We start from the raw sequence: 26,360 nt of genomic DNA, 5'->3' as shown, positions 1-26,360 counted from the left end.
GAAAAACGTCATGGCAACCTGTGCCGAAGACCGTCGCTACATCGAAGAAGACAGTCGCTATGCCCGTTTCGCAATCAATTGTTCGAACTGGGCCGAGCGCTGGTTTCCCGATTCCTGGGTATTCGCCGTGCTGGCGGTGGTCGTCGTCGCGCTGGCGGCGCTGGCCATGGGCGCGCGCCCGGCCGAGACCGCCAAGGCCTTCGGCGACGGTTTCTGGAGCCTGATCCCGTTCACCATGCAGATGGCCTTCGTGGTCATCGGCGGCTACGTGGTCGCCAGCTCGCCGCCGGCCTCCCGGCTGATCGGCCTGCTCGCGGCCGTGCCGAACAACGGTCGCTCGGCGGTCTGCTGGGTGGCCCTGATCTCGATGCTCGCCTCGCTGCTGAACTGGGGCCTGAGCCTGGTGTTCGGCGGCTTGCTGGTGCGCGCGCTGGCGCGCCGCGAGGAGTTGCGCATGGACTACCGGGCGGCCGGCGCCGCCGCCTACCTGGGCCTGGGCGCGGTGTGGGCGCTCGGCCTGTCGTCCTCGGCGGCGCAGTTGCAGGCGAATCCGGGCAGCCTGCCGCCTTCGATCCTGTCGATCACCGGCGTCATTCCCTTCACCGAGACCATCTTCCTCTGGCAGTCCGGCGTACTGCTGGTGGCGCTCGTGCTGGTGTCGCTGCTGGTCGCCTATGTCACCGCGCCGGGCGCCGCCAGCGCGCGCACCGCGCAGGCCTGCGGGGTCGACCCGGGCTTCGCGCCGCCGCCACCGGCGCAGCGCACGCGCCCCGGCGAGTGGCTGGAATACAGCCCGCTGCTGATCATCCTGCTGGTTCTGCTCGCCGCCGGCTGGCTGGCCCAGGAGTTCGCCAGCAAGCCGGCCATCGAGGCGATTTCCGGGCTCAACACCTACAACCTGCTGTTCCTGATGCTCGGCGCGCTGCTTCACTGGCGGCCGCGCAGCTTCCTCGATGCCGTGGCGCGCGCGGTGCCGGCCACCGCCGGGGTGCTGATCCAGTTTCCGCTGTACGGTTCCATCGCCGCGATCATGACCAAGGTCGCCGGTGGCGACGGCCAGACCCTTACCCATCACATTTCCACGCTCTTCGTGCAGGTCGCCTCGCACGACACCTACGCTCTGCTGATGGGGGTGTATTCGGCCGTGCTCGGGTTCTTCATTCCGTCGGGGGGCGGCAAGTGGATCATCGAGGCGCCCTACGTGATGCAGGTCGCCAACGAACTGCGCTACCACCTGGGCTGGGCGGTGCAGATCTACAATGCCGCCGAGGCGCTGCCCAACCTGATCAACCCGTTCTACATGCTGCCTCTGCTGGGTGTGCTGGGACTGAAGGCGCGCGACGTGATCGGCTTTTCCTTCGTCCAACTGGTGGTGCATGCGCCGTTGGTGCTGGTACTTCTCTGGGCGTTGGGAACGACATTGGAATACCGACCGCCGCTTGTGCCCTGATCGGCGCAGAGGGCCATGTCGACTCCGCGAGTCGATGGCCCTGGGCGATGTCGGTGGGTGCGGGTTGGCGCGAGGCTTGTGCCGGCCCGACGGAGTTTGAACTGCATATGCGAGCGCCAGCCCTTGACCACTTGTCCGCCGACTCCGGGACGGACCAGGGCTACAAGCGGATCTCGGCAGCCAGGGACCCGCATCGCCGCTTTCGATGCGAACGTCTTCCTATGCCTCCGGTGTCGCGTCGGCTCCGGTGGCGGGGCGGAAGACTTTCTTGAACGCCAGCAGCAGATCCAGCGCCAGGGCCAGACCGATGGCGCCCGCAGCGACGGAGAACAGCAGCGTGTAGTGGCCGTGGCTGGCGGAGAACAGCGCCGAATAGGCATAACCGGCCAGCGCCTGGAAGCTCGCGAAGGACACCGTGGCACGGCTCCAGGTGGCGCTCTGCTGGTGATGTCCGGCAACCAACTGCCGCACGCGGGCCAGTGCCAGCGGCACTATGCCGGGCGGAAACGAACCTATCGCCAGCGCCGCGACGGCCAGCAGGCGCAGGTCGACGACCGTCACCAGCAGCGCGAGAGCACCGGCCTGGACCAGCAGCACCAGGCGAATCGCCGAGCGCGCGCCCCAGTGGTCGGCCAGGAACCCATACACCACCGGCCCGACGATGGCGCCCACCCCGTACAGCGTCCAGATCAGCGCGCCGCTGTGGCTGCCGGCGCCGAGGCCGCGGCTGACGTAGTCGACCAGGAACATCATCGGCGCCACCAGCCCGGCGGCCATCAGCGCATATTGGGCGAACAGCACGTAGACGCCCGTCGAGCCGCGCACGGCGGATGCGCCGGAGATGAGCGGCGCAGGCGGGCTTTCCCGAGGCCAGCCGAACCAACTGGTGGCCGTCAGCAGCAGCGCTATCCCGCCCAGACCCAGCCAGGCCTGCGACAGGCCGAAGGAGAGCAGGAGCGGCACCAGGCTGCCCGAGGCGGCGATGCCCAGGCCGACGCCGAGGAAGATCGCGCCGCTGGCCAGGCCGCGCCGGTTCGGCGCGACATGCGGCAGGATGGTACTTGCCACGAGCACCATGATCACCCCGCCGGCGATGCCGGACAGCAGCCGCCAGCCGAAAAACCAGGTCATGGACAGCGGTACGGCACAGGCGAAGAACGACAGGGCCACCAGCACCATCATGGCGCGCAGTGCTCCGGTGTCCGACCAGCGGGCGGCGAGCGGCCGTCCTCCCAGCGCTCCGATGAGGTAGCCGGCGAGATTGGCCGCTCCCAGGTAGATCACCGCCGATGGGGAGAACCAGTGCGCTTCGATCAGCGCGGACACCAGGGAGGTATAGGCGAAGCGGGCAAGACCGATGCCGACCAGGCTGGCACACAGGCCGGCCCAGATCGGCAGCCATGGCGAAGCGCGCTCGACTGCGAGGTCGGCGTGTTCGGTATTCATGATGACCCCTTGCGCCTGTCACGAAGCGCAGTCGATGGCGATGCGAGGGATCATAGAGGTACCGATCGATGAAATAATGCAGCGATTTTCATTGCTATGAATGCAAATTTGCATCATTGGAGAGAGCGTATGAACTGGGACGATGCGCGGATCTTTCTCGCTCTGTGCCGCGAGCAGACCCTGCGGGGGGCGGCCCGGACGCTGGGCGTCGACCAGGCCACCGTCGGGCGCCGCCTGGCCTCCCTGGAACGTGCCTTGGGTGCCACCCTGTTCCTGCGCACTTCCAGCGGCTACAGCTTGACGGCCGCCGGCGAAGTGGCGATGGCCGCGGCGCTGAACATGGAGGATTCGGCCGCCGAGCTGCAGCGGCAGATCCTCGGCATGGACGGCCGCATGAGCGGCGTGGTGCGGGTCACCACCACCGACTCGTTCGCCACCGACTTCGTGATCCCGGCGATCGCCCGTCTGCGCCAGGCGCAGCCCGGCATCGAGGTGCAACTGCAGGCCTCGACCCAGTTGCTCAATCTGAGCAAGCGCGAGGCGGACATCGCGGTGCGCACCCTCAAGCCGGAGAATCCCGAACTGATCGTGCGTCGCGTCGCGCGCTGGAGCAGTGCCATCTTCGCCTCGGCGGACTACGTGCGGGCCCATGGTGTGCCCGAGCCCGGCACGGCGTTCGCCGGGCATGACCTGGTGCTCTACCAGCCGTATCTGGACAGTGGCAAGGAAGTGACGCTGGCTTGCGAACCAATCACCCACGGACGCATCGCCATGACCTGCACCTCCGGCCTGCTGGTGCGCCGCGCGGTGGCCAATGGCCTGGGCGTTGGCGAGATCCCGCTACCGCTCGGCGAGGCCGACGGTTTGCTGCGTCTGTGGCCCGCGCGCGCATGTCCGCCCTACGACATCTGGCTGGTGACCCATAAGGATGTACGCCACACCGCCAGGGTCCGGGTGGTCATCGACGCCATCGCCGAGGCGTTCGCCGCCGTGTCGAGTTCGACTTCGTGAGAAGGGGGCGTCAACCGGATAACGCATCGGCGACAGAATCCATGCTCTGTACCGCGTCGATCGCACTGGCTGTCTGTTTTGCCGGGGTATCCTGCAGCATGCATGGCCTTGTCCAGCGATCGGCTACAGGCCGCCGAATTTCGTCCGCCAGTTGTAGAAGGTGGCATCGCTGATACCCCTCTTGCGACACACCGCGGACAGGGGCGTGGCCGGTTCGGTCTGCTTGAGCGCGAAGGATCTGTTCGTCGGCGCACTGGCTCTTCTTCTTCGCGGCATGACCCGCCGGTCCGGTCGGGTTCATCATGTCGGAATTTCCAGTTTCAAATGGCCCAGGGTTTGGGATCAGCCTCACTACCGGGTCGAGGCCGACGGCCAACCGCTCTGCTGTGATCGGCCGAGGTACCGCCGCTTGCCCTGCTACATCCTTGGCAGGTGGCATACCCCTGGAAGACGCCCAGCGGTCAAGCGCCGATGACCTGTTGGACTATAGTCCAAGTGCTTTGACTTCTCGGAGGATTGTTTCATGCCTCGACCTACAGCCGTACATGCCTTCGCCGGGCTGCTACTGGCCGGTGTCTTGTTCGATGTCCGGGCGGCGACCGTGGTTCCACTGAAGGGCCAAAGCCCGCAACAGATCCAGGCGGACGTCGCGGCCTGTCAGTCGCAGGCCGGCGCTCAAGCCGATTCGTCCAGTCAGAGCAATGACTCCCGGGGCGGTGGGCGCGTGCGCGGCGCGGCGAGCGGGGCCGTGGCCGGTTCAGTGGCTGCCGAGGCACGCGGTCGACAGCATGAGAATGTCTATGATCGGGCCGGCGACGAGCTCAAGGAGGAATACCGACAGGAGCAGGCACGCCAGGCAGCCGCCGCCGGTGCTGCGGTCGGTGCGTCCCGGCAGCGTCAGGAGCGCCGCCAGGAGCGGCGTACGGAGCGGGACAGCGAGCAAAGTAGCGCAAGCGTCGAACAAGCCTATAGCAACTGTATGAGCGCCCGGGGCTATTCAATCAGCCCCTGACTCCGCTCGACTGCCGCACAACTGCCTGCTACGCGGTACGCGAAGATCCCAGGGAGGGCTGGATGCCGCGCATGATCGACGTCAGGCCCTTTGCGTTCGCGAAAGCGTGCGAACCGCACCGCGACCTCGAGCTCCTCGATGTGTTGAGCGGATCGCCGTGCGCAACGGTTTCCGGCCGCGCTGCGGGCCGGTCCTGCGCGAACAGGCGAGTACGACGCCGTGTCCGGGATATTCGCGACAGGCTGGGCCTGCATCCGGGCGATCCGCTCGACCTCGACCACCTGCGACCTTGACCAGCCACAGGCTTGGCTCAACGCCCGGCCCGCTGTTCGGCGCTCTCGCGATAGGCCCGGTCCAGGCGCTCGCGCACCTGCCGGGCCCAGTCGTCCAGGGCCTGGTAAGTGTCGCTGGCGCTAGCCTTGACGGAGGGCGAGATCTCGTTGCCGCTGGCAGCGCTGACCGACTGGGCAAGGAGTTCCCCTGTTCTGGCGTTGCGGATTTCGGTCTCGAAAAAGATTCGTACCTGCTGGTCACGCACACCGGTGAGCTGCATGCCGGCACCGACGAGAAAGCCGATGGGAATGTACTCGGTGGGCTTCAGGTCGCGGGCGTTGCGGATCAGGCCGGTGATCGCCGGGCGCAGGCGCAGGCTGCGCGTATCGCCGGATTTCACCAACTGGTAGCCGCCGGCCTGCAGCTCGCGGCGGATAGCCTGGTCGAGATGGGCCAGGACCTTGGCGGTTTCCTCGCCGCGCTCGGCGATCAACTTCTGGGTGGCGGGGTCGACGTAGTAGCGGGCGGGTTCGAGGACGATCCGCTTGTCGTAGTCCTGGCGCAGCTTCAGGTCCGGCTTGACCCAGTATTCACTGTTGTCCCAGTACGGGTCCTTGACCAGCCTGCTGTAGTCGCCGAGAAAGCCCGAATGTCGGCTCTCGGAGGAGGGGACGTTGCTGCAGGCGGCGCCGGCGAGTGCCAAGGCGACGATCATGAGTCTCCAGAAGCACATGCTCGATTTTCCTTGGGAGCTTTGAGAAATCGAGTCTAGACCGTCCCCTGGCGGTGTCGGGCAATTCCGACAGGCTGTGTCCCTTAGCACAGTTATATATCGCATAGCCGACCCCAATGCCTGGCCGGGCATATCGGATTGCCCAGGTGCGGCGCAGCGCCTCCGGTCGCCACGTGTGAGCCTCGGCTAGCCGCACGGGGCATAGGCCTGCTGGACCCGAGCGATTGCCGGGGGGCGGTGCGGTACAGGCCGTCGTCGTCCTCTTCGGCTTCCGATCGGTGGCCCGGATGTCCGCCGCCCCCCTTGATCTTCATCGCGGTACCGGTGCGGGTCCGATACCCGCACGCCGGCAAGCCGAGCCTCTGGAACATCTCGACAGTGGTCTTGAAACACTGAGCGCCATCGAATTGTCACTTGCCAAAATGTGAAAAAAGTGTGAAAAAAACGTAAATAACTCGTGAAAATGACATCATTTTGACATTAAGACAAGCCGCAGGCGGGAAATGACGCTTGCCTCCCATGGCGGTTCTGATTCCGGGTTGCGTTGTTTGGCGTGGGGGTATCGATCCGTAGTGGATGCTTTCAATCGTGTTGGATGGAGGCTATCCGACTGGAAACGGTCGGTCCGTGCACTGTTTGCTCACCCGCTGATGGCTGGGGCGAATTTACGCCGGGCGCGGGAAAGGATCGCCGCATGCAAAGCCGAGGACGGAAAAGCTGTTCGAGTAGTCGACTTTTCCTTCTCCTCTTTCCCGGACAGCTTGCTGGCTGCACATATCGATAAAAACAGGAAGCGATAATATGGATTACAACGTCAAAGATTTCGGGGCGCTGGGCGATGGCGTCAGCGACGATACGGCCGCCATCCAGGCGGCGATCGATGCCGCCTACGCGGCCGGCGGCGGCACCGTCTACCTGCCGGCCGGCGAATACCGGGTCAGCGGTGGCGAGGAGCCTTCCGACGGTTGCCTGACCATCAAGAGCAACGTCTACATCGTCGGCGCGGGGATGGGCGAGACGGTGATCAAGCTGGTCGACGGCTGGGATCAGGACGTCACCGGCATCGTCCGCTCGGCCTATGGCGAGGAGACCAGCAACTTCGGCATGAGCGACCTGACCCTCGACGGCAACCGCGACAACACCAGCGGCAAGGTCGACGGCTGGTTCAACGGCTACATTCCCGGCGAGGACGGCGCCGACCGCGACGTGACCCTGGAGCGGGTGGAAATCCGTGAAATGTCCGGTTACGGTTTCGATCCGCACGAGCAGACCATCAACCTGACGATCCGCGACAGCGTGGCCCACGACAACGGCCTCGACGGCTTCGTCGCCGATTTCCAGATCGGCGGGGTGTTCGAGAACAACGTCTCGTACAACAACGACCGCCACGGCTTCAACATCGTCACCAGCACCAACGACTTCGTCCTGAGCAACAACGTCGCCTACGGCAACGGCGGCGCCGGCCTGGTGATCCAGCGCGGCTCCTACGACGTGGCTCACCCCTACGGCATCCTGATCGACGGCGGCGCCTACTACGACAACGGCCTGGAAGGCGTGCAGATCAAGATGGCCCACGACGTCACCCTGCAGAACGCCGAGATCTACGGCAACGGCCTCTATGGGGTGCGCGTCTACGGCGCCGAGGACGTGCAGATCCTCGACAACTACATCCACGACAATTCGCAGAGCGGTTCCTACGCGGAAATCCTCCTGCAGTCCTACGACGATACCGCCGGGGTGTCCGGCAATTTCTACACCACCACCGGCACCTGGATCGAAGGCAACACCATCGTCGGCTCGGCCAACTCCACCTACGGCATCCAGGAGCGCGCCGACGGCACCGACTACAGCAGCCTCTACGCCAACAGCGTCAGCAATGTGCAGAGTGGCTCGGTGCGCCTCTACGGCACCAACTCCGTCGTCTCCGACCTGCCCGGCACCGGCCAGCAGGCGACCCTCGAAGGCACGACCGGCAACGACACGCTGACCGGCAGCGACGCCCACGAGACGCTGCTCGGCCTGGACGGCGATGACCGCCTGAACGGCGGCGCCGGCAACGACATCCTCGACGGCGGGGCGGGGCGCGACAACCTGACCGGCGGCGCGGGCGCCGACCTGTTCCGCGTCTCCGCGCGCACCGACAGCTACCGCACCGACAGCGCCAGCTTCAACGACCTGATCACCGACTTCGACGCCGACGAGGACAGCATCGACCTGTCGGCGTTGGGCTTCACCGGGCTGGGCGACGGCTACAACGGCACCCTCGCCGTGGTGCTCAACAGCGCCGGGACCCGCACCTACCTGAAGAGCTATGAGGCGGATGCCGAGGGCCGGCGTTTCGAGATCGCCCTGGACGGCAACTTCGCCGGCCTGCTCGACGACGGCAACCTGATCTTCGAGCGTCCCGTCATCGAAGGGGACGCCGGCAACAACGCCCTGCTCGGCACCTCGGCCGCCGAGACGCTGCTCGGCCATGCCGGCAACGATACGCTGGACGGCGCCGGCGGCGACGACATCCTGGTCGGCGGTGCCGGGCGCGACACCCTCACCGGTGGGGCCGGGGCCGACCTGTTCCGCTTCGACGCGCTGTCCGACAGCCAGCGCAACTACACCACCGGCGACAACCAGGGCGACCGCATCGTCGACTTCAGCGTGGGCGAAGACAAGCTCGACGTGTCGGCGCTGGGCTTCACCGGGCTGGGCGACGGCTACAACGGCACCCTCGCCGTGGTGGTCAACAGCGCCGGCGACCGCACCTACGTGAAAAGCTACGAGAACGGCGCCGACGGCTACCGCTTCGAGTTTTCCCTCGACGGCAACTATCTGGAGCTGCTCGGCAACGAGGATTTCATCTTCGCCACGCCCAGCGGCCAGCAACTCCTCGAAGGCAGCGCCGGCAACGACAGCCTGCAGGGCACGGCCGCCGACGAAATCGTCCACGGTGGGGCAGGGCGCGACACCCTGAGCGGCGGGGCCGGGGCCGACGTGTTCCGCTTCAGCGAACTGACCGACAGCTACCGCACCGCGAGTACCAGCTTCGCCGATCTGATTACCGACTTCGATCTGGCCGACGACCGCATCGACCTGTCCGGGCTCGGTTTCAGCGGCCTGGGCGACGGCTACGACGGCACCTTGGCCGTGGTGGTCAACAGCACCGGCACCCGCACCTACCTGAAGAGCTACGAGGCCAACGCCGCCGGCGAACGCTTCGAGATCGCCCTGGACGGCGACCTGTCCGCGTTCACCGGGGCCAACCTGATCCTCGACGAGCGCGTCGTGCTGGAAGGCAGCGACGGCAACGACACGCTCGACGGCGGCAGTGCGGCCGAGGAATTGCTCGGCGGGGCCGGCAACGACAGCCTGGACGGCGGCGCCGGCAACGATATCCTCGACGGCGGCGCCGGGCGCGACACTCTCACCGGCGGCAGCGGCGCCGACGTGTTCCGCTACGACGACGCACTCGACAGCTTCCGCAACTACGGCACCGGCGTGACCGGCACCGACACCATCACCGACTTCACCCCCGGCGAGGATCTGATCGACCTGTCCGCGCTCGGCTACACCGGGCTGGGCGACGGTTACAACGGCACCCTTGCCGTGGTGCTCAACGGCGACGGCACCAGAACCTACCTGAAGGACCGCGAGAGCGACGCCGAAGGCAACCAGTTCGAGATCGCCCTGGGCGGCGATCTCGTCGACCGGCTTGATGCGGGCGACTTCATCTTTGCCGAGGCAGCCGCGACCACCGCGATCGAGGTGGTCGGCGGTACGCCGACCGAGGAGCAGTTGGTTGCTTGAAACACGCGGGGCACCTTCTGGCGGAGGTGCTTTGCAACATTGATCGGCACCTTTCTCCTGCAGGAGTTCAGGCTGGTCATAACCACCCCAAGTCCTGGCCGCGTCTACTTTATGCATGGCGCGAGCCGGACACTGGGGCTTAGTCAGCAGAAAAGCCTTCCTTCTACGGTCTGGTCGAAATCGTCAAGGCCAATGAGCAGGAGCCTATGCTGGGCTGCGCCGTATCTTTGAGTGCATGCCGATGGCCAGGGGGACTACGAGGCGCTTTTTCGTGCGGGCAGGTAGTTTTGCCGTCGACGATGCACAGTGATGGCTCGACAGACGGAGTGTGCTGCGTTGTGGACTGGTGGATGGCGAAGGACTTCGGGTCCGGCCCTCGTTCGGAGCGCGGCAGGCACCACAAGGCATCGAACGCATGACGGAGAGGGTGCTCCAGATGCCCGCGATTCTTTTCCATCGTCTCGAAAAGCCTATGCAGGGTCTTCTCGGGTGAGGCTCGCGTAGAGAGCGAAGAAATCCCGGATGGCCCGGCCGGGGCTGGCCGATTGTCCCGGACCGCCAGGACATGACCCGTTCCGCTCCGTGCAGGCGGATCGCCCAGGCAATGCTGGCCGGCTGCCCACCATATCGATCTCGACGATACCGCCTTCAAGGCTGGTAGCCCATTTCCTCACTCTTTAAATGGAATTTTTTTTCCATAAAAAACTATATGGAATTTATTTTCTCCGTTGTGTAGATTTGTCGCATCGCGCTTGCACCCGGTTGCAAAACGAGGCGAGCATAGCTTGCGTTGGGTGCGAATGGGCTTTCAGGCCCGGCGATGAGTGAATGGTTTTCAAGCTGTTCAACCAGATCCAGAGTCAGGATAAAAACAATGAAACTCGCACTATGTACCGATGTTCTGGCGAATTTGCCCTTCGCCGAAATGCTCGACAGGGTGAAAAGTTACGGCATACAGGGCGTGGAAATGACCGCGGGCGGCTGGTCTCCTTGTCCGCACGTCAGGACCGACGAGCTGTTGGCATCGCCGGAGAAGCTCGCCCGCTTCCGGGCGGAACTGGAACGGCGCGACATGGAAATCGTGGCGCTGAACTGCTCGGGCAATCCCCTGGCCCCCGGTGAGCTTGGCGAAAGACATACCGCCAGCAGTTACCGGACGGTGGAGCTGGCCGGCAGGCTGGGGGTGAAAAAGATCGTCATGATGAGCGGTCTGCCCGGCGGCGGACCGGACGACAAGATCCCCAACTGGATCACCTCCACCATTTCCTGGCCGGACTACATGCCGGGCGTTATCGACTACCAGTGGAACGAGGTCGCCATTCCCTGGTGGAAAAGATTCACCGAGCACGCGAAGCGGCATGGCGTGGAAAAAATCGCCATCGAGGAGTTTCCCAGCCAACTGGTCTACAACCCTTCCACCCTGTTGCGGTTGCGGGAGGCGGTCGACGACATCATCGGAATAAACCTCGATCCATCGCACTTGATCGCGATAGGCGCCGAGCCCATTGCGGCGGCGCGCAAACTGGAGGGCGTGGTTTTCCATGTGCATGGAAAGGATGCCCGCATCGAGAAAGGCCTCGCCGACATCGACGGCTTGCTGGAGTACCGGCCGGTGACGGAAACGAAGTCCCGCACCTGGAACTATGTCGCGGTGGGTTGTGGACGCGATTTGCAGTGGTGGAGGGAGTTTTTCTCCGTTCTGCGGATGACCGGATACGACGATTGGGTCTCGCTGGAAATGGAAGACCTGACCATGTCCGTGGAAGCCGGCATCACGACCTCCATCTCCGCCTTGATGCAGTCGCTGTCTCGCTAGTTCGCCGGGGGTAAGTGATGTTGAGCAAAGAAAGGTACAAAGCCGCCTACGTCTACTGGCTCTGCTGTATCGCCACCCTGGGCGGAGTGATGTTCGGCTTTTCGACCGGCGTCATTTCCGGCTCGGTCGAATTGATACAGCAATACTTCCATCTGAGCCCGGCCGAAACAGGCTGGATCGTTTCCAGCATTTTCGTCGGTTGTGTCCTGGGGGCGCTGGCCGCCGGGAAACTGGCCGACCGGATAGGCCGCAAGTCCACGCTGCTGCTCTCGACGCTGGCCTTTGCGATTTCGGCATACGGCACGACGTTCGCGGACTCCTTTGCCATCTTCTCGTCGGCAAGGATCGTCGCCGGTATAGGCATCGGTCTGGCGAGCACGGTCGTCCCCCTGTACATGGGGGAAATAGCGCCAAGGGATATTCGTGGCAAGGCGTCCGGCATCTGGGACCTGTCGCTACTGGGTTCGCAAACCCTGGTTTTCCTGGTGAACTTCCTGATCGGCAAGGGGATGACGGAAGCCTGGCTGGTCGAGGTCGGCTGGCGCTGGATGATGGGTGCGCAATTCGTTCCGGTGGCGTTGATGCTGGTTTGCACGCTGATACTCCCGGAATCGCCGACCTGGTGCATCGATACACGGCGCGTCGAGAGAGCGATCAAGGTTCTGTCGAAGATATATCCGGACCTGAACCATGAAGAAGCCCGGCAGTTCTTTTCCGCACGCGAGACTGCCGGCGGCAGTCTGGGCTTGGGGGTCATCCTGCGCACGCCGGTATTGCGTTATGGCCTCATCGTCGGCTGCGCCATCGGGGTACTCCAGCAATTCACCGGCGCGGCGATCGTCATGTATTACGCTCCGGTTATTCTGCAGACCGGCGACATGTCCAAGGACGCGCTGCTTTTTCAAACCATTTTCATCGGTCTGTTCACGGGTATCGCCTCCTTCGTCGGCATGACGCTGTTCGACCGTTTCGGACGCCGTCCGGTGATGAAGTTCGGCACCATTGGCTCGATCGTGGGGCTGTTGCTGATTTCATACAGCATGTACACCCATCATTCCGGTTACCTGTCCATTTTCGCCGCACTGTTTTTCATGGCGATGTTCGGTATCAGTTGGAGTGCTGGTTGCTGGGTACTGCTTTCGGAAATATTTCCGCCGCGGATAAGAAGTCATGCCACCGGACTGGCCGTCACGCTCATGTGGGCCTTCAACTTCCTGGTGACCCAGTTCTTCCCGATGATCAACGAAATCCCCGTATTGCAGGAGTCGTTCAACGGGGCCTTCACCATGTGGATATTCGTGGCGTTCAATCTGTTCTGCCTGTTTTTCCTGATTCGCTATCTGCCGGAAACCAGGGGCGTCGCCCTGGACGACATGGAAGCGTTGATCGAAAGCCATCGCCGCAAGTTATCCAGAAAAACCGGCGAAACTCGTACGAGTATCGCTGTTTCCGATATATGAAGAGGTGAACAACAATGATGAAGGCACTGCACGGTCTTTCCACCTATCACTGCAATGTGGTTACCGAGGCGCGAATCGCCGCGGAAACCGGCTACGATGGACTGGAGTTTCTTTTCAACAAGCTGTTGCGCTATCTCGATAACGGCGGCACCACCGCCGCGCTGAAACGACGGGTGGATGGCTTCGGACTGAAAACGCTTTGCGTGAACGCATTGGTCGGTATCGAGCGTTATCAGGGAAAGGAAAAGGAACAGATGCTGGCCGAAGCGACCCGGTTGACCCAGGCCGCCGCCGAGCTGGAATGCCCGACTGTTCAAATGCAGGCCGTACATAGCATCGATCACTTGCCGCAAGAGCAGATCGAAAACATCGTGGCTGAAAATATCGCCCGGATTGCCGACATCGGCTTGAAATACGGCGTGCGCTACCAGATCGAAATCATCGCCCACACCAGATTCAACACCTTGCCGCAGGCCCTGGAAGCGATCGAGCGTGTCGGCAGGCCCAATGTCGGCCTGGTCATCGATTTCTGGCATCTCTACGCGACGGGCGCCAGCACTCCCGCGGATGTGGCGGCGCTGGACCCCGCGCTGATCTACGGCGTGCATTTTGGCGACGGACGCAAACCCGGGCCGGGCGAGGCCTGGGATGAAAGCGTGTTGCGCGCCTATCTTCCGGGAGAAGGCGATATCGATATCCAGGCATGGACGGATGCCGTCAAGGCGACCGGCTTCGACGGCGTGTGGTCGCCGGAATTGTACAGCCCGCTCTGCTGGGAAATGGACCATGGGGAACTGGCGAAGAAAGTCATCGAAACCATGACCAAGTACACCGGCTAGAGAAACCATCCGTGAAAACCCGCCAGCGCCGAGACCAGGATCGATGACACTGACGAAAGAAGACCGACCTCAGAAAGCGACCGCAGGCGATGTGGCGATGCTGGCCGGGGTTTCCAAATGGACGGTTTCACGCGCCTTCACGCCTGGCGCTTCCATTTCGGCCAAGGCGCGCGAGCGCGTATTGGCGGCGGCCAGGACGCTCGGCTATCGGCCCAATCTGCTGGCGCGCAGTTTGTCCAAGAAGCGCACGCATATCATCGGCGTCGCGATAGACCAGATGAAAAACCCGCATTCGATGCGCTGGCTGGAAGTGGTGACCAGGCAGTTGCAGGCCAGAGGCTACATGGCGCTGCTGCTCAATATCGACGAGGGGGAGAATTACCGCGCGGTGATGGCCATGGCCGATCAGTTGCAGGTCGATGGGATTCTGTTCCTGGGCACCGTATTGACCGATGAGTTGATCGCCATCGCGCAAGAGATGTACTGCATTCCCTTGGTTCAGGTCGGCCGGAACAGCGACCACCCCAGCATACAGGCGATCAACCTCGACGGCAGAAGGGCCGGCCGCGAGATCGCCGAATTGTTGCTGGCACAGGGGCACCGGCGCTTCGGTTACATGAAGGGCCCGGATACGGCCACCAGCCATTCGTTCCGCATGGATGGCTATCGGGACGGTCTGACCGAGGCGGGCAAGGATATTGAACTATTGCTGGTCACGGGCCGTTATGAGCGGGATGTGGCCTATCGGATCATGTCCGAATATCTGCTCTCGACGCCGGTCGATGAATGGCCGGATGCCTTGTTCTGCGAGAACGACATTCTCGCCGTCGGCGTGCTCGATGCGCTTCATGAACGTAAAGGCGAAAGGAATATCGCCGTTGTCGGTTTCGACGATATCGATGAGGCCAGTACATCCCGTTTGCAACTGACCAGCTATAACCAGCGGACCGACCGGCTGATCACCGAGGCGCTGAATCGGCTCATCGACGGTCGAGCCATTGAAGAGGGCGACTGGCGCCATGGCGAATTGAAGATAAGGCGCTCGCACTTGAAGCAATGAAAACAACGGGAGAACAGAACTCGAACTCCGGCCTTGATAATAAAACCAATTCAGCCAATCCCGCCGAGAACCGGGCGGTATCGACTCGTTCTGCATTGGGGGAGCCCAAGGCGCTGTCAGTGAAGCCTTGACTTCGTGATAGGGAAAACTCCGCTTTTGGCGGAGCGGGTAGGTATTGCCTGGAGTTCGTGGCTGGCGGGTATTCAACCTGTCTGACGGCGGAATTCGCCGTGTTGAGGAAAATAAAAATGAATCGAAGAAAAGCGATCTTTTCACTCGGTACCCTTGCCGCGTCATGGGTAGCCGTACCCGGGTTGCTCGCGAAAGAGTTGCACAAGGTGCCGTCGGAAACCCGGATGAACGAGGATCACTTGCCGAAGCCGGCCGGGCGGCAAGGGTATCGGGTACTGACCGACGAAATCGCCAGAAAGAATCTGGCGGCGGTCTTCGACCGGCTCATTCCCGCGGACGAATGGGGCCCTTCGGCCAGCGAGGCCGGCTGCATCGAGTTCATCGACAATGAGCTGGCCGGCGATTACGGCTCCGGCGCGGCACTCTATTTATCGGGCCCCTTCGATCCCGATAACGAAAAGAAAATGATGGGCGGCCCGCAATTCATCTCTTCGCCGCGCGAACGTTATCTGACCGGTCTGAAAGCCCTGGAAACCTGGGCGCGAAATACCTGGAACAGTTCTTTTCACACATTGAGCGACTCACGGATCGATGAGTTCCTGACGAACATGGAAGCCGGAAAGATCGATCTCGGCAAAGAGATCGACAGCCGGGCCTTGTTCGAGCTAATGCTGCAGAACGCCAGGGAAGGCTATCTGGCCGATCCGATTCATGGCGGCAATAAAAACATGGCCGGGTGGAAAATGATCGGTTTTCCCGGAGCCCGCTATGACTACCGGCTTTATATCGAGCGGCGTAACGAAAATCTGAATCTGGTTCCCGTCAGCCTGATTCCTGGCGATTGATTCCCGGAGCAAAACAAATGTCGCAGACAAGAAAAAAAGCCGACGTCGTCATCGTTGGCCTGGGCTGGGCCGGTTCGCTGATGGCCGAGGAGCTGACGCGCGCCGGATTGAACGTCGTGGCGATCGAGCGGGGCGCCTGGCGGGATACTTCCACCGATTTTCCGCCCGCCGTGGATACGGATGAGCTGCGCTGGCATACCCGCCGGCAACTCCTGCAGCCGATGAGCGTGGAAACCATGACCTTCCGTAACCGCGACGGCCAGGATGCCGCGCCGGTGCGTAACTGGTCGGCGTTCCAGTTCGGCTGGAACGTGGGCGGCGCGGGGACTCACTGGGCGGGCATGTCGTGGCGTTTCTCGCCATGGGATTTCCAGGTGGCCACGCAAACCCGCGAGCGCTACGGCGCTGCCAGAATGGCCGGACTCCAGTTGCAGGACTGGGGCGTGACCTATGAAGACATGGAACCTTTCTACGATCGTTTCGAGCGCATTGCCGGCACCTCGGGCGCGGCGGGCAATCTCGCCGGCCGGATCAAGGCTGAGGGGAATGTCTTCGAAGGCGCGCGGGTGCGGGATTATCCGACGCCGCCGCTGAAAGACACCCACTGGATGAGCAAGTACCGCCAGACGACGGCTGGCATGGGCTACCACCCCTTCACCGTGCCGTCGGCCAATATTTCGCAGGCGTATGTGAATCCGCTGGACGTCGCCATGGGGCCGTGCACCTACTGCGGTTTCTGCGATTTCCACGGTTGTGGCAACTTCTCCAAATCCTCCCCCCAAGCCTGCATCCTGCCGGTCCTGATGCGCCGTCCCAATTTCACGCTGCTGACGGAAACCGAAGTGCTGCATGCCGTCAAGCACCGGGACGGCAAAACCGTGACAGGGGTGAAATTCATCACGAAAGAAGGCGTTGAAGGTTTCCAGCCGGCGGACATCGTCTGCATCACCGCCTACCAGATGGACAACGTGCGGCTGATGCTGCTGTCGCAGGTCGGTCAAGCCTATGACCCGGGCACCGGCCGCGGCACGGTCGGGCGCAACTACAACTACCAGACCTGTTCCACCGTCACGGGATTCTTCGATGGCGAGCACATGAATCCCTTCATCGGCACTGGCGCGCTCGCCGTGCAAATCGACGACTTCAACGGCGACAACTTCGATCACGGTCATCTCGGTTTCATCGGCGGCGCCGGCATCATGGGGTTCTCCACCAACGGTCGGCCGATCCAGAACATGAACACCCTGCGTCCGGGCACGAAGCGCTGGGGCAGCGCGTGGAAAGCGGGCTATGCCCGGGATTATCAGACTGCGAGCACGATTTTCTGTCAGGGCACCTCGATGCCGGTGCGCGAGGCTTACCTGGATCTGGACCCGGCCTACAAGGATCGCCACGGCCAGCCGCTGCTGCGCATGACCTTCGACTGGAACCGCAACGACATCGACATGGCGAACTACGTCACCGAGCGCGCCATCGACATCATGAAAGCCACGGGCGCCAAGGATCTGCTGGTCGACAACCAGACAGAGCGCAGTTGGAACCCCTACATGCAGCACAGCTCGCACACGATCGGCGGGGCGGTGATGGGGGCGGACCCGACCACCTCGGCTGTCAACCCCTGGCTGCAGAGCTGGGATGCGCACAACCTGTTCGTGGTCGGCGCATCCGCCTTTCCCAACAACGGCGGCTACAACCCGACGCTGACCGTCGGCGCGCTGGCGATCCGCGCCGCGCAGGCGATCCATCGAACCTACGTCCGCAATCCCGGGCCACTGGTGAGGGGCTGAGTCATGACGAACTGGAAACATATCGCCGGTGGCGTCGTGGCCCTGGCCGTGCTCGGCGCAGGCGGCTGGGCCTACGCCAAACTCAACACCGCGCGCTCGGCCGTGGCCGACGACCGTGTGGCGCTGGCCGATGTGAAGAACCCGGAGCCGGCCGCAATCGCCCGCGGCGAATACGTCATGCGCACGGGCGATTGCGTGGCCTGCCATACCGCTGGCAAAGGCCCGTTCGCGGGCGGCCATGAGATCGCCACGCCATTCGGCACTCTGCTGTCCTCGAACATCACCCCCGACCGCAGGACCGGCATCGGCGCCATGACCGAGCGGGAGTTCTTCGACGCCATGCGCCACGGACAGGGCTCCAAGGGGTTCCTTTACCCGGCGATGCCCTACACCGCCTATGCCAAGCTGACCGACCAGGACATGCACGACCTCTGGGCCTACATGGCCACGGTCGAACCGGTCGAAAACCCGGTGAACGAGAACGGCGGAATGCGCTTCCCGTTCAACGTCCGCCTGGCGATGGCCGGCTGGAACCTGCTGTTCTTCGACAATTCGGGCTTCGAAGAGACGGCCGGGCAATCCCCGCAATGGCAGCGCGGCAAATATCTGGTCGATGGCGGCACGCACTGCTCGGTCTGCCACAGCCCGCGCAACCTCCTGGGCGCGGAGGTCGCCAGCCGGTACTTGCAAGGCGGCAATCTCGGCTTCTGGTATGCCCCCGACCTGACCGGCAATCCCCATGCGGGCCAGGGTAAAACCCCGGCGGAAAGCCTGGTCGAATACCTCAAGACCGGCGGTAAAACCTCCCTGGCCTCCGGCCCGATGGCCGAAGCCGTGGAACATTCCTTCCAGTACCTGACCGATGCCGACCTGCGGGCCATTGCGGTCTACCTGAAAACACTGCCCGCCTCCGGCGTTACACGACCCGCGCCGCTTCCGGCCGAAAGTCCGGCGATGCAGCGAGGTGCGTTGCGCTATGAGGTGAACTGCTCGGCCTGCCATGGCGTCGCGGGTGAAGGGATGGGCAACGTGGCCCCCGCCTTCGCGGGAAACCCCGCGCTGCAATCCGACGATGCGACCAACCCGATCCATCTGATGCTGGTGGGTGGGCGCGCAGCGGCCACGCACGACAAGCCGACCGGCGCGGGCATGCCGTCCTTCGCCTGGAAGATGGACGACCGGCAGATCGCCGAAACGCTGGACTACATCCGCAACACCTGGGGCAACGCCGCCAGACCGGTGGACCCGGCCGAGGTCGCGCGTCTGCGTGAGCGGCTCGGCGCCGGGAAGAATCTGCCGGCGAACTGATCGGAACGATAAAAAGCTGGATAAGTTTTTCCGAATGCACAAGTTCCCATTCACCCTGGAGCCAGACGGCTTTTCCCGAAACCTCGAAGTCATGCCGGTGTTATATGCCTGACGCATCCCTCATCAAGTTGTCGCATCCGCCCTGACAACAATTTCCCAGGCTGGGCCGAGCGCCTCGGCGCATTTCCATTTGCCATATATAACCTCAAGAAACCTGTCTCTTCTGGTTTGTATCGGCAAAAGATCGTATGCGCGTCCCTCCACATGCCATCGACATGCTGCCGATGGCAGTCGGCGCGTTCGCCCTGCCATTTGCCAGTCATTCATCGTCAGGGAGTGCGAAGCTTTTCCACACAAAAGAAAGTGCATGGGTAAAACATTGAGAAGCCATGCCAGGCCCGGTGATCGACCTGCAACTTTTCGCCTCTCGGCGTGAGTCGGCTTTTCAATATATTCCGGACTTTCATCCGAACTCACTGCAACTTCATGGGGGAAACCCCGAGTACTCCTGAACACGCCTGGCCCATCTGAGCGGGATTTTCGCGAGCAAGGCCGGAAGCATTGCCCGATCGGCAACTTCTCATATCGCCTTTATCGGCGAATGGGCGGGCTTTTGCTTCATGGAAAACTATAAGAATTGGAGTGCACATGAAAAAAACAAAAAAAGCGCTGCTGTTGACCAGCATTTGTATCATGTTTCCCCTGTCCGCTCAGGCATGGAATTACAGCGGCTATTATCGCCTCGGCTTCGCCGGCTCGGCCGATGGCCACACGCAATCCTGCTTCAAGCTTCCCGGTGCAGGTTCCAAATACCGGCTCGGCAACGAGTGCGAGGAGTATTTCGAACCGGTCCTGCAGCATGATCTTCTCTCGTTCGATGACGGCTCGACGCTGGGCTTTTACACGATGGGGCAAGTTTTCAACGACTACGGACATAAGTTGAGGTTCAGCGACGATTGGGGCTACACCCGTCTGGCCCAGTGGTATGCCGAGTGGAAGAACATGCCGGCCCTCAATGGCGGCAACTTCTGGATCGGACGGCGCTGGTACAACCGGAACAATGTCCATATCTCCGACTTCTGGTACTGGAACCAGAGCGGCACCGGTTTCGCTTTCGACAAAGTGGGCATCGGCGGCGACCTCACGCTCAGTTATGTGTTTTCGCGCAAGGACAATCAGGACCAGGACCCCTACGTCAACCGTCATGACCTCACCCTCGAGGGCATCGCAACCAACCCCGGCGGCGAGTTGCAATGGGGTGTCAGCTACCTGCAGAAACCGGACAGCCGCGATGCCCACAGCGGCTGGTCGACGACCCTTCAGCACAAGCAGGAGGATGTTCTCGGCGGATTCAATACCCTGGCCGTGCAATACGGACAGGCTTCGGGTACCAACATAAGCTATACCGGAGACACCACCCAGGGAACTGGCAGCAAGACCTGGCGGCTGGTCGAAATCCTCGACTGGCAGACGAGTCCGCGTTTCAGCGGCCAGTTCGACGTCGTCTACCAGAGGGATATTCGCCCGGAAGGCGGCGGTCAGCACTGGCTGTCCATCGGCGCCCGCCCGGTCTATGGCCTCGGCCACCAGTTCAAGCTGGCCGTCGAGGTGGGGCACGACCGGGTGAGGGCCAGCGACGGCACCCGCACGCTGACCAAGATCACCATCGCTCCGACCTGGTCACCGAAGGGGCCGGGGTTCCTGGACCGCCCGGAAGTTCGCTTCTACTACACCTATGCCTTCTGGAACAAGGAGGCGCAGCGGGCTGCCAACCAGATGTCCCCCGGATCGGCGCTCTCCGATACCGGCGTCTTCGGCAGCGACCGCAACGGTGCGAACTTCGGCATCCAGTTCGAGCATTGGTGGGATTGAGCAGCCGTCTTGGAACTCAAGCGCAATGAGACGCCCACAGCGCCTGGCCATGGCGTTGATGATGGCCGGCAGCTTGCGCATGGTCGCGACCAGGACGACTTTCCCGCGCTTGCCGGCGGCCAGCAGGCTTGGGTAGTCATCGCGCAGCACCGGGTTGTGTCGCTCGGCACAGCGCGTTGCCATATACAGGATACGGCGCACCTCGGCCCGTTCGTCCCAGATGGTTCGTTGGCCGCGCATCTGGCCAGGGTCGTGGTTCAGCAGGGAGCGCCGACCAGGACAGCGATACGCCGGCGGTCGGGCCTGTCCCGTTCGGTCCGCTCGGCCAGCAACACCGCGACGCTGGCTGTGCCGATGCCGGGCACGCTGCGCAGGGCCTGGCCAGTTGGGTATGGTGGCGCTCGACCTGTATGGCGACTCCGATGTCGCTGTCGCCGAGCTTGAGGAAGTCGATGACTCTTTCGATGCTCGGCCGGGTTGCCGCATACGACAAGCGCAGGCACTCACGGGTACTCATCTGCACGAAACTGGCGCCTGCGCAGCACCAGGGGTGGCAGGAGATCCACAGCAACTGGGACACGATCTCGAGCATGCCGCCACGCTATGGGACTGAACATCTAGACCGGAGATCCCACCGGGCAGGCATTTGCCGCTTGATGTATGGCGTGTCCAGGCGGAAAGCCAAGGCGCTCCCCAAAAAAATCGGGCACGGCGGTCCGCCGCCCGGTTTCAAGGTCCAAAGCAGAAAATTACCGCATTGCCGTCTTTGGCCTGGCGACGACGGGGGTGTGCAACTACCTTGCACGGGGATAGCACCCGGTATGTTTTCAGGTACTGTTCTTCAGGAGGTCAATGCTTGGATCACCACCTCCGTCAAGGACTTCAGCTTGCCCTCAATCTGTTCACCGCCAGACCGTGGCGGTAGTAGCAAGAAAGTTGCTTTGAACCTGTCTGGGCTTGGCTTCGGCGGCCTGGACAACAGCTACGGTGACATCTTGGCCGCGCAGATATAAATAGCGCTGGCACCGCACCTATCTGAAGAGTTACGAGGCGGACGCCAACAGCCGGCGCTTCAAGGTCACCCTGGAGGGCAACCACGCCGACCGAGGCGCATTGGTTGCTTGAAACACGCAGGACACTTTCTGACGGAGGTGCTTTGCAGCATTGACTGCACCTTTCTCCTGTAGGAGTTTGGTCGCGCCTACTGATGCGGAGGATTGAGACGAGTGTCCAGAGCAAAACGCTCTTGCAGGACTAACTCGTACAATCCTTCCGCCAGCGAGGGATTCATCACGATGTTCCAACTGTGGCGGGATACGGTGGAGGGGATAAGGATAAAAGGATGTCGAGCCAGCAACTCGTCGCCGAACCGCTGCTGATCAAGGCTCGGTGTGCCTGGGATCAGCCAGTTGGGATTAGGCAGCTCTTTGGAGTCTACGCTGTAGACTTGGACAGGGTCGAGTATACGAGCAGCCGTGAGCACATGAGGCACCGAGTCCAGTGCCCGGAAGCCTTTATGCACGGCCACCTCGAGGATTGCCGTCGAAGGATCGGCAGAAGCATACACTGCCTTGGAACCTTTCGAGTTCCAACGGCCACCTCCTAATTCTGCCCCTATACCGCTGTTCCAACTGCCCGCATGTTCTCGTCTATCCAGACGCCAAAAGTAAACCTTACCGTTCCACGGGCTCGTCACCATCAGGAGTAGACCCCATACTGCATCCGGGTCAGAAAATCATCGACCAGTTCAAAGCCCACTTGAGTGGTGAGTAGATCGATAGGCGCGCGCCCTTCAAGCCCCATGGCCGGCGTCAGCATCCACTTCGCCGCCTCCTGGCGATCTCCAAAGACCTCTTCCGCCTTGCTCAGCACCTCGGCAAAGCACCAGGCACGACTGCTTTGCTCAGCCGACAGCGGCTCAGGGTGCTTGATGCGCCGCTGGAGCGTTCGCTCCGACATACCAATCACCTTGGCAAATGCCTGCCGATCCTTGAGCGGGCCGATATTCTGCAGGAGGGTAAGCACTGTCTCCGAGGGAAAACCCTTCTCGATCAACTCATGAAGTTCGTATGCCGAGCGGGCCTGCGGAAGCTCCTTGCCGAACAATAACTGCAGCGGCTTCGTTGGGTCCTGGCCCTGGCGAGGTCGGATTGCTTCGGGGATAGCCATGATCAGATTGCCTTCGTGTTATGCCATTTGGCAAAAGTATACCGCCAAATGACATAGGGGCGCTCAAGCCTCTCGCCGCATCCAATTCTGAACCGCTGAATCACCCCGGCTTTCCCGGAAGGTATCCAACTCGGCCCGGACAAGCTTGGAGCAAGCCCTATACGCCCGCCAAGGCAGATAGCGTTCGCGCGCGGGCAGTACGTATCGATCCGCTATACCGAGCACCTGGCCGAGGCGGGGATTGTGCCATCGGTGGGCCCCGCGTGGGCGACAGCTACGACAACGCTCTGGCCGAGACGATCAACGGGCTGTACAAGCCCGAGGTCATCCACCGGCGTTCGTGGCGCAGCCGCGAGCAGGTGGAATTGGCCGCGCTCGACTGGGTGCACTGGTACAACCACAAGCGACTGCTGGGCCGATCGGCAGGGCAATCGCATGAAATGCCCGCCCGATACTGGACTGGAAAGATTGTGTGCTTGGTCGTTCCGGTGTGGTCTTCGGCTCCGCTGCACCGGCTGCTTGCCGAGTGGCCGGACGGTCCCTGTTTCGGCCCCCCGGCCGAGTCACTTTCTCTTTGCTCGCGCGAAAGAGAAAGTAACCAAAGAGAAAGCGCGCCCGATCATTCGGCCCCGGCTGCGCCGGGGTTCCCTCGCTCCGGCGCCGCTCCGGGGGCACGTCGCGAAGGGACGTCCCTGTCCCTTCGCGACTCGCTCGGCGTCCTGCCTCGCGTCCCCCTCCGCGACACCTGTGCTCGGCCTCCTGAACGGGAGTCGGTTCCGAGCTGCCTGAAAGCGCTTTTGCTCTTCTTGTGGCACGGCCTGTCAGGCAACGCCGGATGCCCCCTTCAGGAGGCCGAGCGGAGTCGTCGCGCAAGGGGATGAGCCGCAGGGATGCGGCGAAAGGCCCGAGGGCCATGGATGGCCCTGCGGGACGTGCCCCTGGAGCGACGACGCAGGGAGGGAACCCGGAGCGAAGCGCAGGGCCGGATGAGGGGGTGGCCTTCTTTTGGGTTACTTTTTCTTGGCCAGATGTACAGACCGGAGACCTAGAGCATTTTTAGAAAATACGAATTCGACATACAGGGGTTGCTCTTCCTGGTCATTTCGGTTCTCCTCTCCCGCTCGGACAAGGAGACCAGAATGGCTCGGGCATACAGTGCGGACCTTCGCCGGCGCGTCGTCGAGGCGGCCATGGGCGGGCTGTCGGCTCGGCGGGCCGCCGAGCGATTCGACGTCGGCACGGCGACGGCGATCGTCTGGGTACGGCGCTTCCGGGAAGGCGGGGAACTCGTCGCCCGCCGACAGGGCAAGCCCCGGGGCTTGCGGCTCGATCCCCATGCGGACTACCTGCTCGGCCTGCTCGAGCAGACCCCCGACCTGACGCTGGCCGAACTCGCCGCGACCCTCGAACGGGAGCGTGGCGTCCGTGTCAGCCTGGCGACGGTGTGGACGTTTCTCGACCGGCACGCCATGACGTTCAAAAAAAGACGGCGCATGCAGCCGAGCAGCAACGGCCGGACGTCCAGGCAGCCCGACAGGGATGGATCGAGGAGCAGTCCGGTTTCGATTGGCGCAAGCTGATCTTCGTCGACGAAACCGCCGCTTCGACGAACCTGGCCCGCCTGCGGGGCTGGGCCCCTCGCGGCGAGCGCTGCCGGGCCGCGATCCCCCACGGCCACTGGAAAACCACGACCTTTACCGCCGGCCTGCGCGTGGACGGGCTAACTGCTCCGCTGGTGCTCGATGGCGCCATGAACGGCCCGGTCTTCCTGGCCTATGTCGGGCAGGTTCTGGTACCCGAACTGACGCCCGGCGATATCGTGGTGATGGACAACCTGCCGGCCCACAAGGTGGCGGGGGTACGCCAGGCCATCGAAGGCGCAGGAGCCACACTGCGCTACTTGCCACCCTATAGCCCCGACCTGAACCCGATCGAGATGGCCTTCTCCAAGCTCAAGGCACTGCTGAGAAAGGCGGCGGCGCGGACCGTGCCGGAGCTGTGGCAGAGCATTGGCGAGGCGATTGCGCAGTTCTCTGCACAGGACTGCAGGCACTACTTCGAGGCCGCCGGATATGAATCAGGATAAGGTAAAAATGCTCTAGGTGACAGGTGTGCGGGGACATGGTTGACACTTTCGGCAGTGACCTGCCGAGCCAACGACCATGCCCTGGAACATTCAAGACACCATGAACCTACGAGAAGAATTTGTCCTGCTGGCCCAGCAGGAAGGCAGCAACCGCCGTGAGTTGTGCCGACGCTTCGGGATCAGCCCGCAGACTGCGTACAAGTGGCTGGTCCGATATGAACAGCAAGGGCGTGCCGGCCTGGCCGACCTTTCCAGGCGCCCCAAGACCAGCCCACACCTGACATCGCCCAGTCTGGAAGCCCGGGTGGTGGAGCTGCGCCAGGCCCATCCGTGCTGGGGTGGACGTAAGCTGAGTCGGCGCTTGCAAGACCTGGGGCATCCAGCCTTGGCGCCAAGCACCATCACCTCTATCCTGCACCGTCACGGACTGATCGATCCCCTGGCCTCAGAAGCGGCCGTGCCCTGGAAACGCTTCGAGCACGCGGCACCCAACGATCTGTGGCAAATGGATTTCAAAGGGTATTTCCAGACATCCGAAGGCCCCTGTCATCCACTGACCGTGCTGGACGACCACTCGCGTTTCAACCTGGGCCTGCGGGCCTGCGCCTGTCAGCGCCATGGCACCGTGCAGGGTGAACTGATCGGCATCTTCGAGCGCTATGGCTTGCCGGTACGGATCAACACGGACAACGGCGCCCCTTGGGGTGCCTCGCGCCAACCGGGGCAATTGACCGAACTTGCCATCTGGCTGATCCGGTTGGGCATCCGCCTGAGCTTCAGCCGTCCTCGTCACCCGCAAACCAACGGCAAGGATGAACGCTTTCACCGCTCACTCAAGGCCGAAGTCCTCAATGGCCGCAGCTTCCACACCCTGCACCAGGCCCAGGAAGCCTTCGACAACTGGCGTGTGGTCTACAACCACCAGCGACCCCACGAAGCCCTTCGGATGGTCACGCCTGTCACACGCTACCGAGTCAGCCCACGGACTTATCCTGTACAACTGCCCACCATTGAATACGGGCCGGACGATACCGTGGTGACAGTGAAGGCGCTTGGGGCGATCAGGTTCAAAGGACGCAGCTACAAACTCTCCAATCCACTGCGCGACCAGCCGGTGGCCATCCGCCCGAGCGGCGATACCGACGGCTTATACGACGTGTACTTCGTCCATCACAAGCTGATGCAGATTGACCTGCGGGAGTTAGCCAAAACTGACGCATAATCCGTCAACCATGTCCCCGCACATGTGTCCACCATGTCTCC

20 protein-coding genes and 2 pseudogenes are annotated in these 26,360 nt (G+C 62.7%); 17 read left to right on the top strand and 5 right to left on the bottom strand.

Features of this window, described 5'->3' with window-relative positions; genetic code table 11:
• The first annotated feature begins 10 nt into the window (after positions 1 to 10).
• Positions 11 to 1,450, top strand: coding sequence for a short-chain fatty acid transporter (locus AVCA_RS15320; RefSeq protein ID WP_085930855.1), 1,440 nt, complete (start codon positions 11 to 13; stop codon positions 1,448 to 1,450).
• A 219-nt stretch (positions 1,451 to 1,669) separates the two neighbouring features.
• Here the strand turns inward: AVCA_RS15320 and AVCA_RS15315 are convergent, their stop codons facing one another.
• Positions 1,670 to 2,896, bottom strand: a complete 1,227-nt coding sequence (locus tag AVCA_RS15315; protein WP_012701907.1) for a YbfB/YjiJ family MFS transporter — start codon at positions 2,894 to 2,896, stop codon at positions 1,670 to 1,672.
• A 129-nt stretch (positions 2,897 to 3,025) separates the two neighbouring features.
• Here AVCA_RS15315 and AVCA_RS15310 point away from each other — a divergent pair, with 129 nt between their 5' ends.
• The gene (locus tag AVCA_RS15310; protein ID WP_012701905.1) at positions 3,026 to 3,907 is read left to right on the top strand and encodes a LysR family transcriptional regulator; all 882 of its coding nucleotides are present in this window, start codon (positions 3,026 to 3,028) and stop codon (positions 3,905 to 3,907) included.
• A gap of 126 nt (positions 3,908 to 4,033) precedes the next feature.
• Here AVCA_RS15310 and AVCA_RS25210 read toward each other — a convergent pair.
• Positions 4,034 to 4,208: pseudogene (locus AVCA_RS25210) on the bottom strand (transposase); the annotation flags it as partial.
• A 222-nt stretch (positions 4,209 to 4,430) separates the two neighbouring features.
• Between AVCA_RS25210 and AVCA_RS15300 the strand changes: the two are divergent.
• Both AVCA_RS15300 and AVCA_RS26120 read left to right on the top strand, forming a co-directional pair.
• On the top strand, positions 4,431 to 4,919 hold the full coding sequence (locus AVCA_RS15300) for a YMGG-like glycine zipper-containing protein (protein WP_231876234.1): 489 nt from the start codon (positions 4,431 to 4,433) through the stop codon (positions 4,917 to 4,919).
• A 62-nt stretch (positions 4,920 to 4,981) separates the two neighbouring features.
• Positions 4,982 to 5,212 (top strand): hypothetical protein, encoded by a 231-nt coding sequence (locus AVCA_RS26120; RefSeq protein ID WP_139239901.1) that lies wholly within the window; start codon positions 4,982 to 4,984, stop codon positions 5,210 to 5,212.
• A 17-nt stretch (positions 5,213 to 5,229) separates the two neighbouring features.
• Here AVCA_RS26120 and AVCA_RS15295 read toward each other — a convergent pair whose 3' ends face one another.
• On the bottom strand, positions 5,230 to 5,925 hold the full coding sequence (locus AVCA_RS15295; protein WP_175555878.1) for a DUF3313 domain-containing protein: 696 nt from the start codon (positions 5,923 to 5,925) through the stop codon (positions 5,230 to 5,232).
• An 801-nt stretch (positions 5,926 to 6,726) separates the two neighbouring features.
• Here AVCA_RS15295 and AVCA_RS15290 point away from each other — a divergent pair.
• From AVCA_RS15290 to AVCA_RS26115, 10 genes are all read left to right on the top strand, one after another.
• Positions 6,727 to 9,723, top strand: coding sequence for a M10 family metallopeptidase C-terminal domain-containing protein (locus tag AVCA_RS15290; RefSeq protein ID WP_012701901.1), 2,997 nt, complete (start codon positions 6,727 to 6,729; stop codon positions 9,721 to 9,723).
• 820 nt (positions 9,724 to 10,543) lie between these two features.
• A complete protein-coding gene (locus AVCA_RS15285) occupies positions 10,544 to 11,539 on the top strand; it encodes a sugar phosphate isomerase/epimerase family protein (RefSeq protein WP_236616194.1) in 996 nt (331 codons plus the stop codon).
• A 17-nt stretch (positions 11,540 to 11,556) separates the two neighbouring features.
• The gene (locus AVCA_RS15280; protein WP_012701899.1) at positions 11,557 to 12,999 is read left to right on the top strand and encodes a sugar porter family MFS transporter; all 1,443 of its coding nucleotides are present in this window, start codon (positions 11,557 to 11,559) and stop codon (positions 12,997 to 12,999) included.
• A 14-nt stretch (positions 13,000 to 13,013) separates the two neighbouring features.
• The gene (locus AVCA_RS15275) at positions 13,014 to 13,838 is read left to right on the top strand and encodes a sugar phosphate isomerase/epimerase family protein (RefSeq protein WP_012701898.1); all 825 of its coding nucleotides are present in this window, start codon (positions 13,014 to 13,016) and stop codon (positions 13,836 to 13,838) included.
• A gap of 43 nt (positions 13,839 to 13,881) precedes the next feature.
• Positions 13,882 to 14,898, top strand: coding sequence for a LacI family DNA-binding transcriptional regulator (locus tag AVCA_RS15270; RefSeq protein ID WP_231876398.1), 1,017 nt, complete (start codon positions 13,882 to 13,884; stop codon positions 14,896 to 14,898).
• Positions 14,899 to 15,146: 248 nt separating this feature from the next.
• A complete protein-coding gene (locus tag AVCA_RS15265; RefSeq protein WP_050764388.1) occupies positions 15,147 to 15,875 on the top strand; it encodes a gluconate 2-dehydrogenase subunit 3 family protein in 729 nt (242 codons plus the stop codon).
• 17 nt (positions 15,876 to 15,892) lie between these two features.
• The gene (locus AVCA_RS15260) at positions 15,893 to 17,662 is read left to right on the top strand and encodes a GMC family oxidoreductase (RefSeq protein WP_041807303.1); all 1,770 of its coding nucleotides are present in this window, start codon (positions 15,893 to 15,895) and stop codon (positions 17,660 to 17,662) included.
• Between the two features lie 3 nt (positions 17,663 to 17,665).
• The gene (locus tag AVCA_RS15255; protein ID WP_012701894.1) at positions 17,666 to 18,970 is read left to right on the top strand and encodes a cytochrome c; all 1,305 of its coding nucleotides are present in this window, start codon (positions 17,666 to 17,668) and stop codon (positions 18,968 to 18,970) included.
• Positions 18,971 to 19,618: 648 nt separating this feature from the next.
• Positions 19,619 to 20,842, top strand: a complete 1,224-nt coding sequence (locus AVCA_RS15250) for a maltoporin (RefSeq protein ID WP_012701891.1) — start codon at positions 19,619 to 19,621, stop codon at positions 20,840 to 20,842.
• 452 nt (positions 20,843 to 21,294) lie between these two features.
• Positions 21,295 to 21,855, top strand: coding sequence for a hypothetical protein (locus AVCA_RS26115; RefSeq protein ID WP_144061663.1), 561 nt, complete (start codon positions 21,295 to 21,297; stop codon positions 21,853 to 21,855).
• A 188-nt stretch (positions 21,856 to 22,043) separates the two neighbouring features.
• On the opposite strand, the gene AVCA_RS25200 is transcribed toward AVCA_RS26115, so the two are convergent.
• Both AVCA_RS25200 and parS read right to left on the bottom strand, forming a co-directional pair.
• Positions 22,044 to 22,541 (bottom strand): RES family NAD+ phosphorylase, encoded by a 498-nt coding sequence (locus AVCA_RS25200; RefSeq protein WP_072432485.1) that lies wholly within the window; start codon positions 22,539 to 22,541, stop codon positions 22,044 to 22,046.
• Entirely contained in the window at positions 22,541 to 23,011 is a 471-nt protein-coding gene (parS, locus tag AVCA_RS15240; RefSeq protein ID WP_012701888.1) for a type II RES/Xre toxin-antitoxin system antitoxin, read from the bottom strand. The genes AVCA_RS25200 and parS overlap by 1 nt, the downstream gene beginning before the upstream one ends.
• Before the next feature lie 118 nt (positions 23,012 to 23,129).
• On the opposite strand from parS, the pseudogene AVCA_RS25195 reads away from it, so the two are divergent.
• The 3 genes and pseudogenes from AVCA_RS25195 to AVCA_RS15225 form a co-directional block, all read left to right on the top strand.
• A pseudogene (locus AVCA_RS25195) lies at positions 23,130 to 23,424 on the top strand (integrase core domain-containing protein); the annotation flags it as partial.
• A 726-nt stretch (positions 23,425 to 24,150) separates the two neighbouring features.
• Positions 24,151 to 25,097, top strand: a protein-coding gene (locus AVCA_RS15230; protein WP_407919053.1) for an IS630 family transposase whose coding sequence is annotated in 2 segments (ribosomal slippage) — positions 24,151 to 24,496 and positions 24,496 to 25,097 — 948 coding nt in all. Because the reading frame shifts where the segments join, the coding sequence is not laid out codon by codon here.
• A gap of 76 nt (positions 25,098 to 25,173) precedes the next feature.
• A complete protein-coding gene (locus AVCA_RS15225; protein ID WP_012699574.1) occupies positions 25,174 to 26,319 on the top strand; it encodes an IS481-like element ISAzvi11 family transposase in 1,146 nt (381 codons plus the stop codon).
• Positions 26,320 to 26,360: the final 41 nt, after the last annotated feature.

Source organism: Azotobacter vinelandii CA (genome assembly GCF_000380335.1).
Classification (GTDB): Bacteria; Pseudomonadota; Gammaproteobacteria; order Pseudomonadales; family Pseudomonadaceae; genus Azotobacter; species Azotobacter vinelandii.
The sequence above is the reverse complement of the archived record's forward strand: the minus strand, read 5'-3'. Positions and strand labels throughout refer to the sequence as shown.

What these genes read in the sequence shown, in the direction of transcription:
- AVCA_RS15320 (WP_085930855.1), top strand. Translation starts at nt 11, where the DNA reads ATGGCAACCTGTGCCGAAGACCGTCGCTACATCGAAGAAGACAGTCGC.
- AVCA_RS15315 (WP_012701907.1), bottom strand. Translation starts at nt 2,896, where the DNA reads ATGAATACCGAACACGCCGACCTCGCAGTCGAGCGCGCTTCGCCATGG.
- AVCA_RS15310 (WP_012701905.1), top strand. Translation starts at nt 3,026, where the DNA reads ATGAACTGGGACGATGCGCGGATCTTTCTCGCTCTGTGCCGCGAGCAG.
- AVCA_RS15300 (WP_231876234.1), top strand. Translation starts at nt 4,431, where the DNA reads ATGCCTCGACCTACAGCCGTACATGCCTTCGCCGGGCTGCTACTGGCC.
- AVCA_RS26120 (WP_139239901.1), top strand. Translation starts at nt 4,982, where the DNA reads ATGCCGCGCATGATCGACGTCAGGCCCTTTGCGTTCGCGAAAGCGTGC.
- AVCA_RS15295 (WP_175555878.1), bottom strand. Translation starts at nt 5,925, where the DNA reads ATGTGCTTCTGGAGACTCATGATCGTCGCCTTGGCACTCGCCGGCGCC.
- AVCA_RS15290 (WP_012701901.1), top strand. Translation starts at nt 6,727, where the DNA reads ATGGATTACAACGTCAAAGATTTCGGGGCGCTGGGCGATGGCGTCAGC.
- AVCA_RS15285 (WP_236616194.1), top strand. Translation starts at nt 10,544, where the DNA reads ATGAGTGAATGGTTTTCAAGCTGTTCAACCAGATCCAGAGTCAGGATA.
- AVCA_RS15280 (WP_012701899.1), top strand. Translation starts at nt 11,557, where the DNA reads ATGTTGAGCAAAGAAAGGTACAAAGCCGCCTACGTCTACTGGCTCTGC.
- AVCA_RS15275 (WP_012701898.1), top strand. Translation starts at nt 13,014, where the DNA reads ATGATGAAGGCACTGCACGGTCTTTCCACCTATCACTGCAATGTGGTT.
- AVCA_RS15270 (WP_231876398.1), top strand. Translation starts at nt 13,882, where the DNA reads ATGACACTGACGAAAGAAGACCGACCTCAGAAAGCGACCGCAGGCGAT.
- AVCA_RS15265 (WP_050764388.1), top strand. Translation starts at nt 15,147, where the DNA reads ATGAATCGAAGAAAAGCGATCTTTTCACTCGGTACCCTTGCCGCGTCA.
- AVCA_RS15260 (WP_041807303.1), top strand. Translation starts at nt 15,893, where the DNA reads ATGTCGCAGACAAGAAAAAAAGCCGACGTCGTCATCGTTGGCCTGGGC.
- AVCA_RS15255 (WP_012701894.1), top strand. Translation starts at nt 17,666, where the DNA reads ATGACGAACTGGAAACATATCGCCGGTGGCGTCGTGGCCCTGGCCGTG.
- AVCA_RS15250 (WP_012701891.1), top strand. Translation starts at nt 19,619, where the DNA reads ATGAAAAAAACAAAAAAAGCGCTGCTGTTGACCAGCATTTGTATCATG.
- AVCA_RS26115 (WP_144061663.1), top strand. Translation starts at nt 21,295, where the DNA reads ATGACTCTTTCGATGCTCGGCCGGGTTGCCGCATACGACAAGCGCAGG.
- AVCA_RS25200 (WP_072432485.1), bottom strand. Translation starts at nt 22,541, where the DNA reads ATGGTGACGAGCCCGTGGAACGGTAAGGTTTACTTTTGGCGTCTGGAT.
- parS (WP_012701888.1), bottom strand. Translation starts at nt 23,011, where the DNA reads ATGGCTATCCCCGAAGCAATCCGACCTCGCCAGGGCCAGGACCCAACG.
- AVCA_RS15225 (WP_012699574.1), top strand. Translation starts at nt 25,174, where the DNA reads ATGCCCTGGAACATTCAAGACACCATGAACCTACGAGAAGAATTTGTC.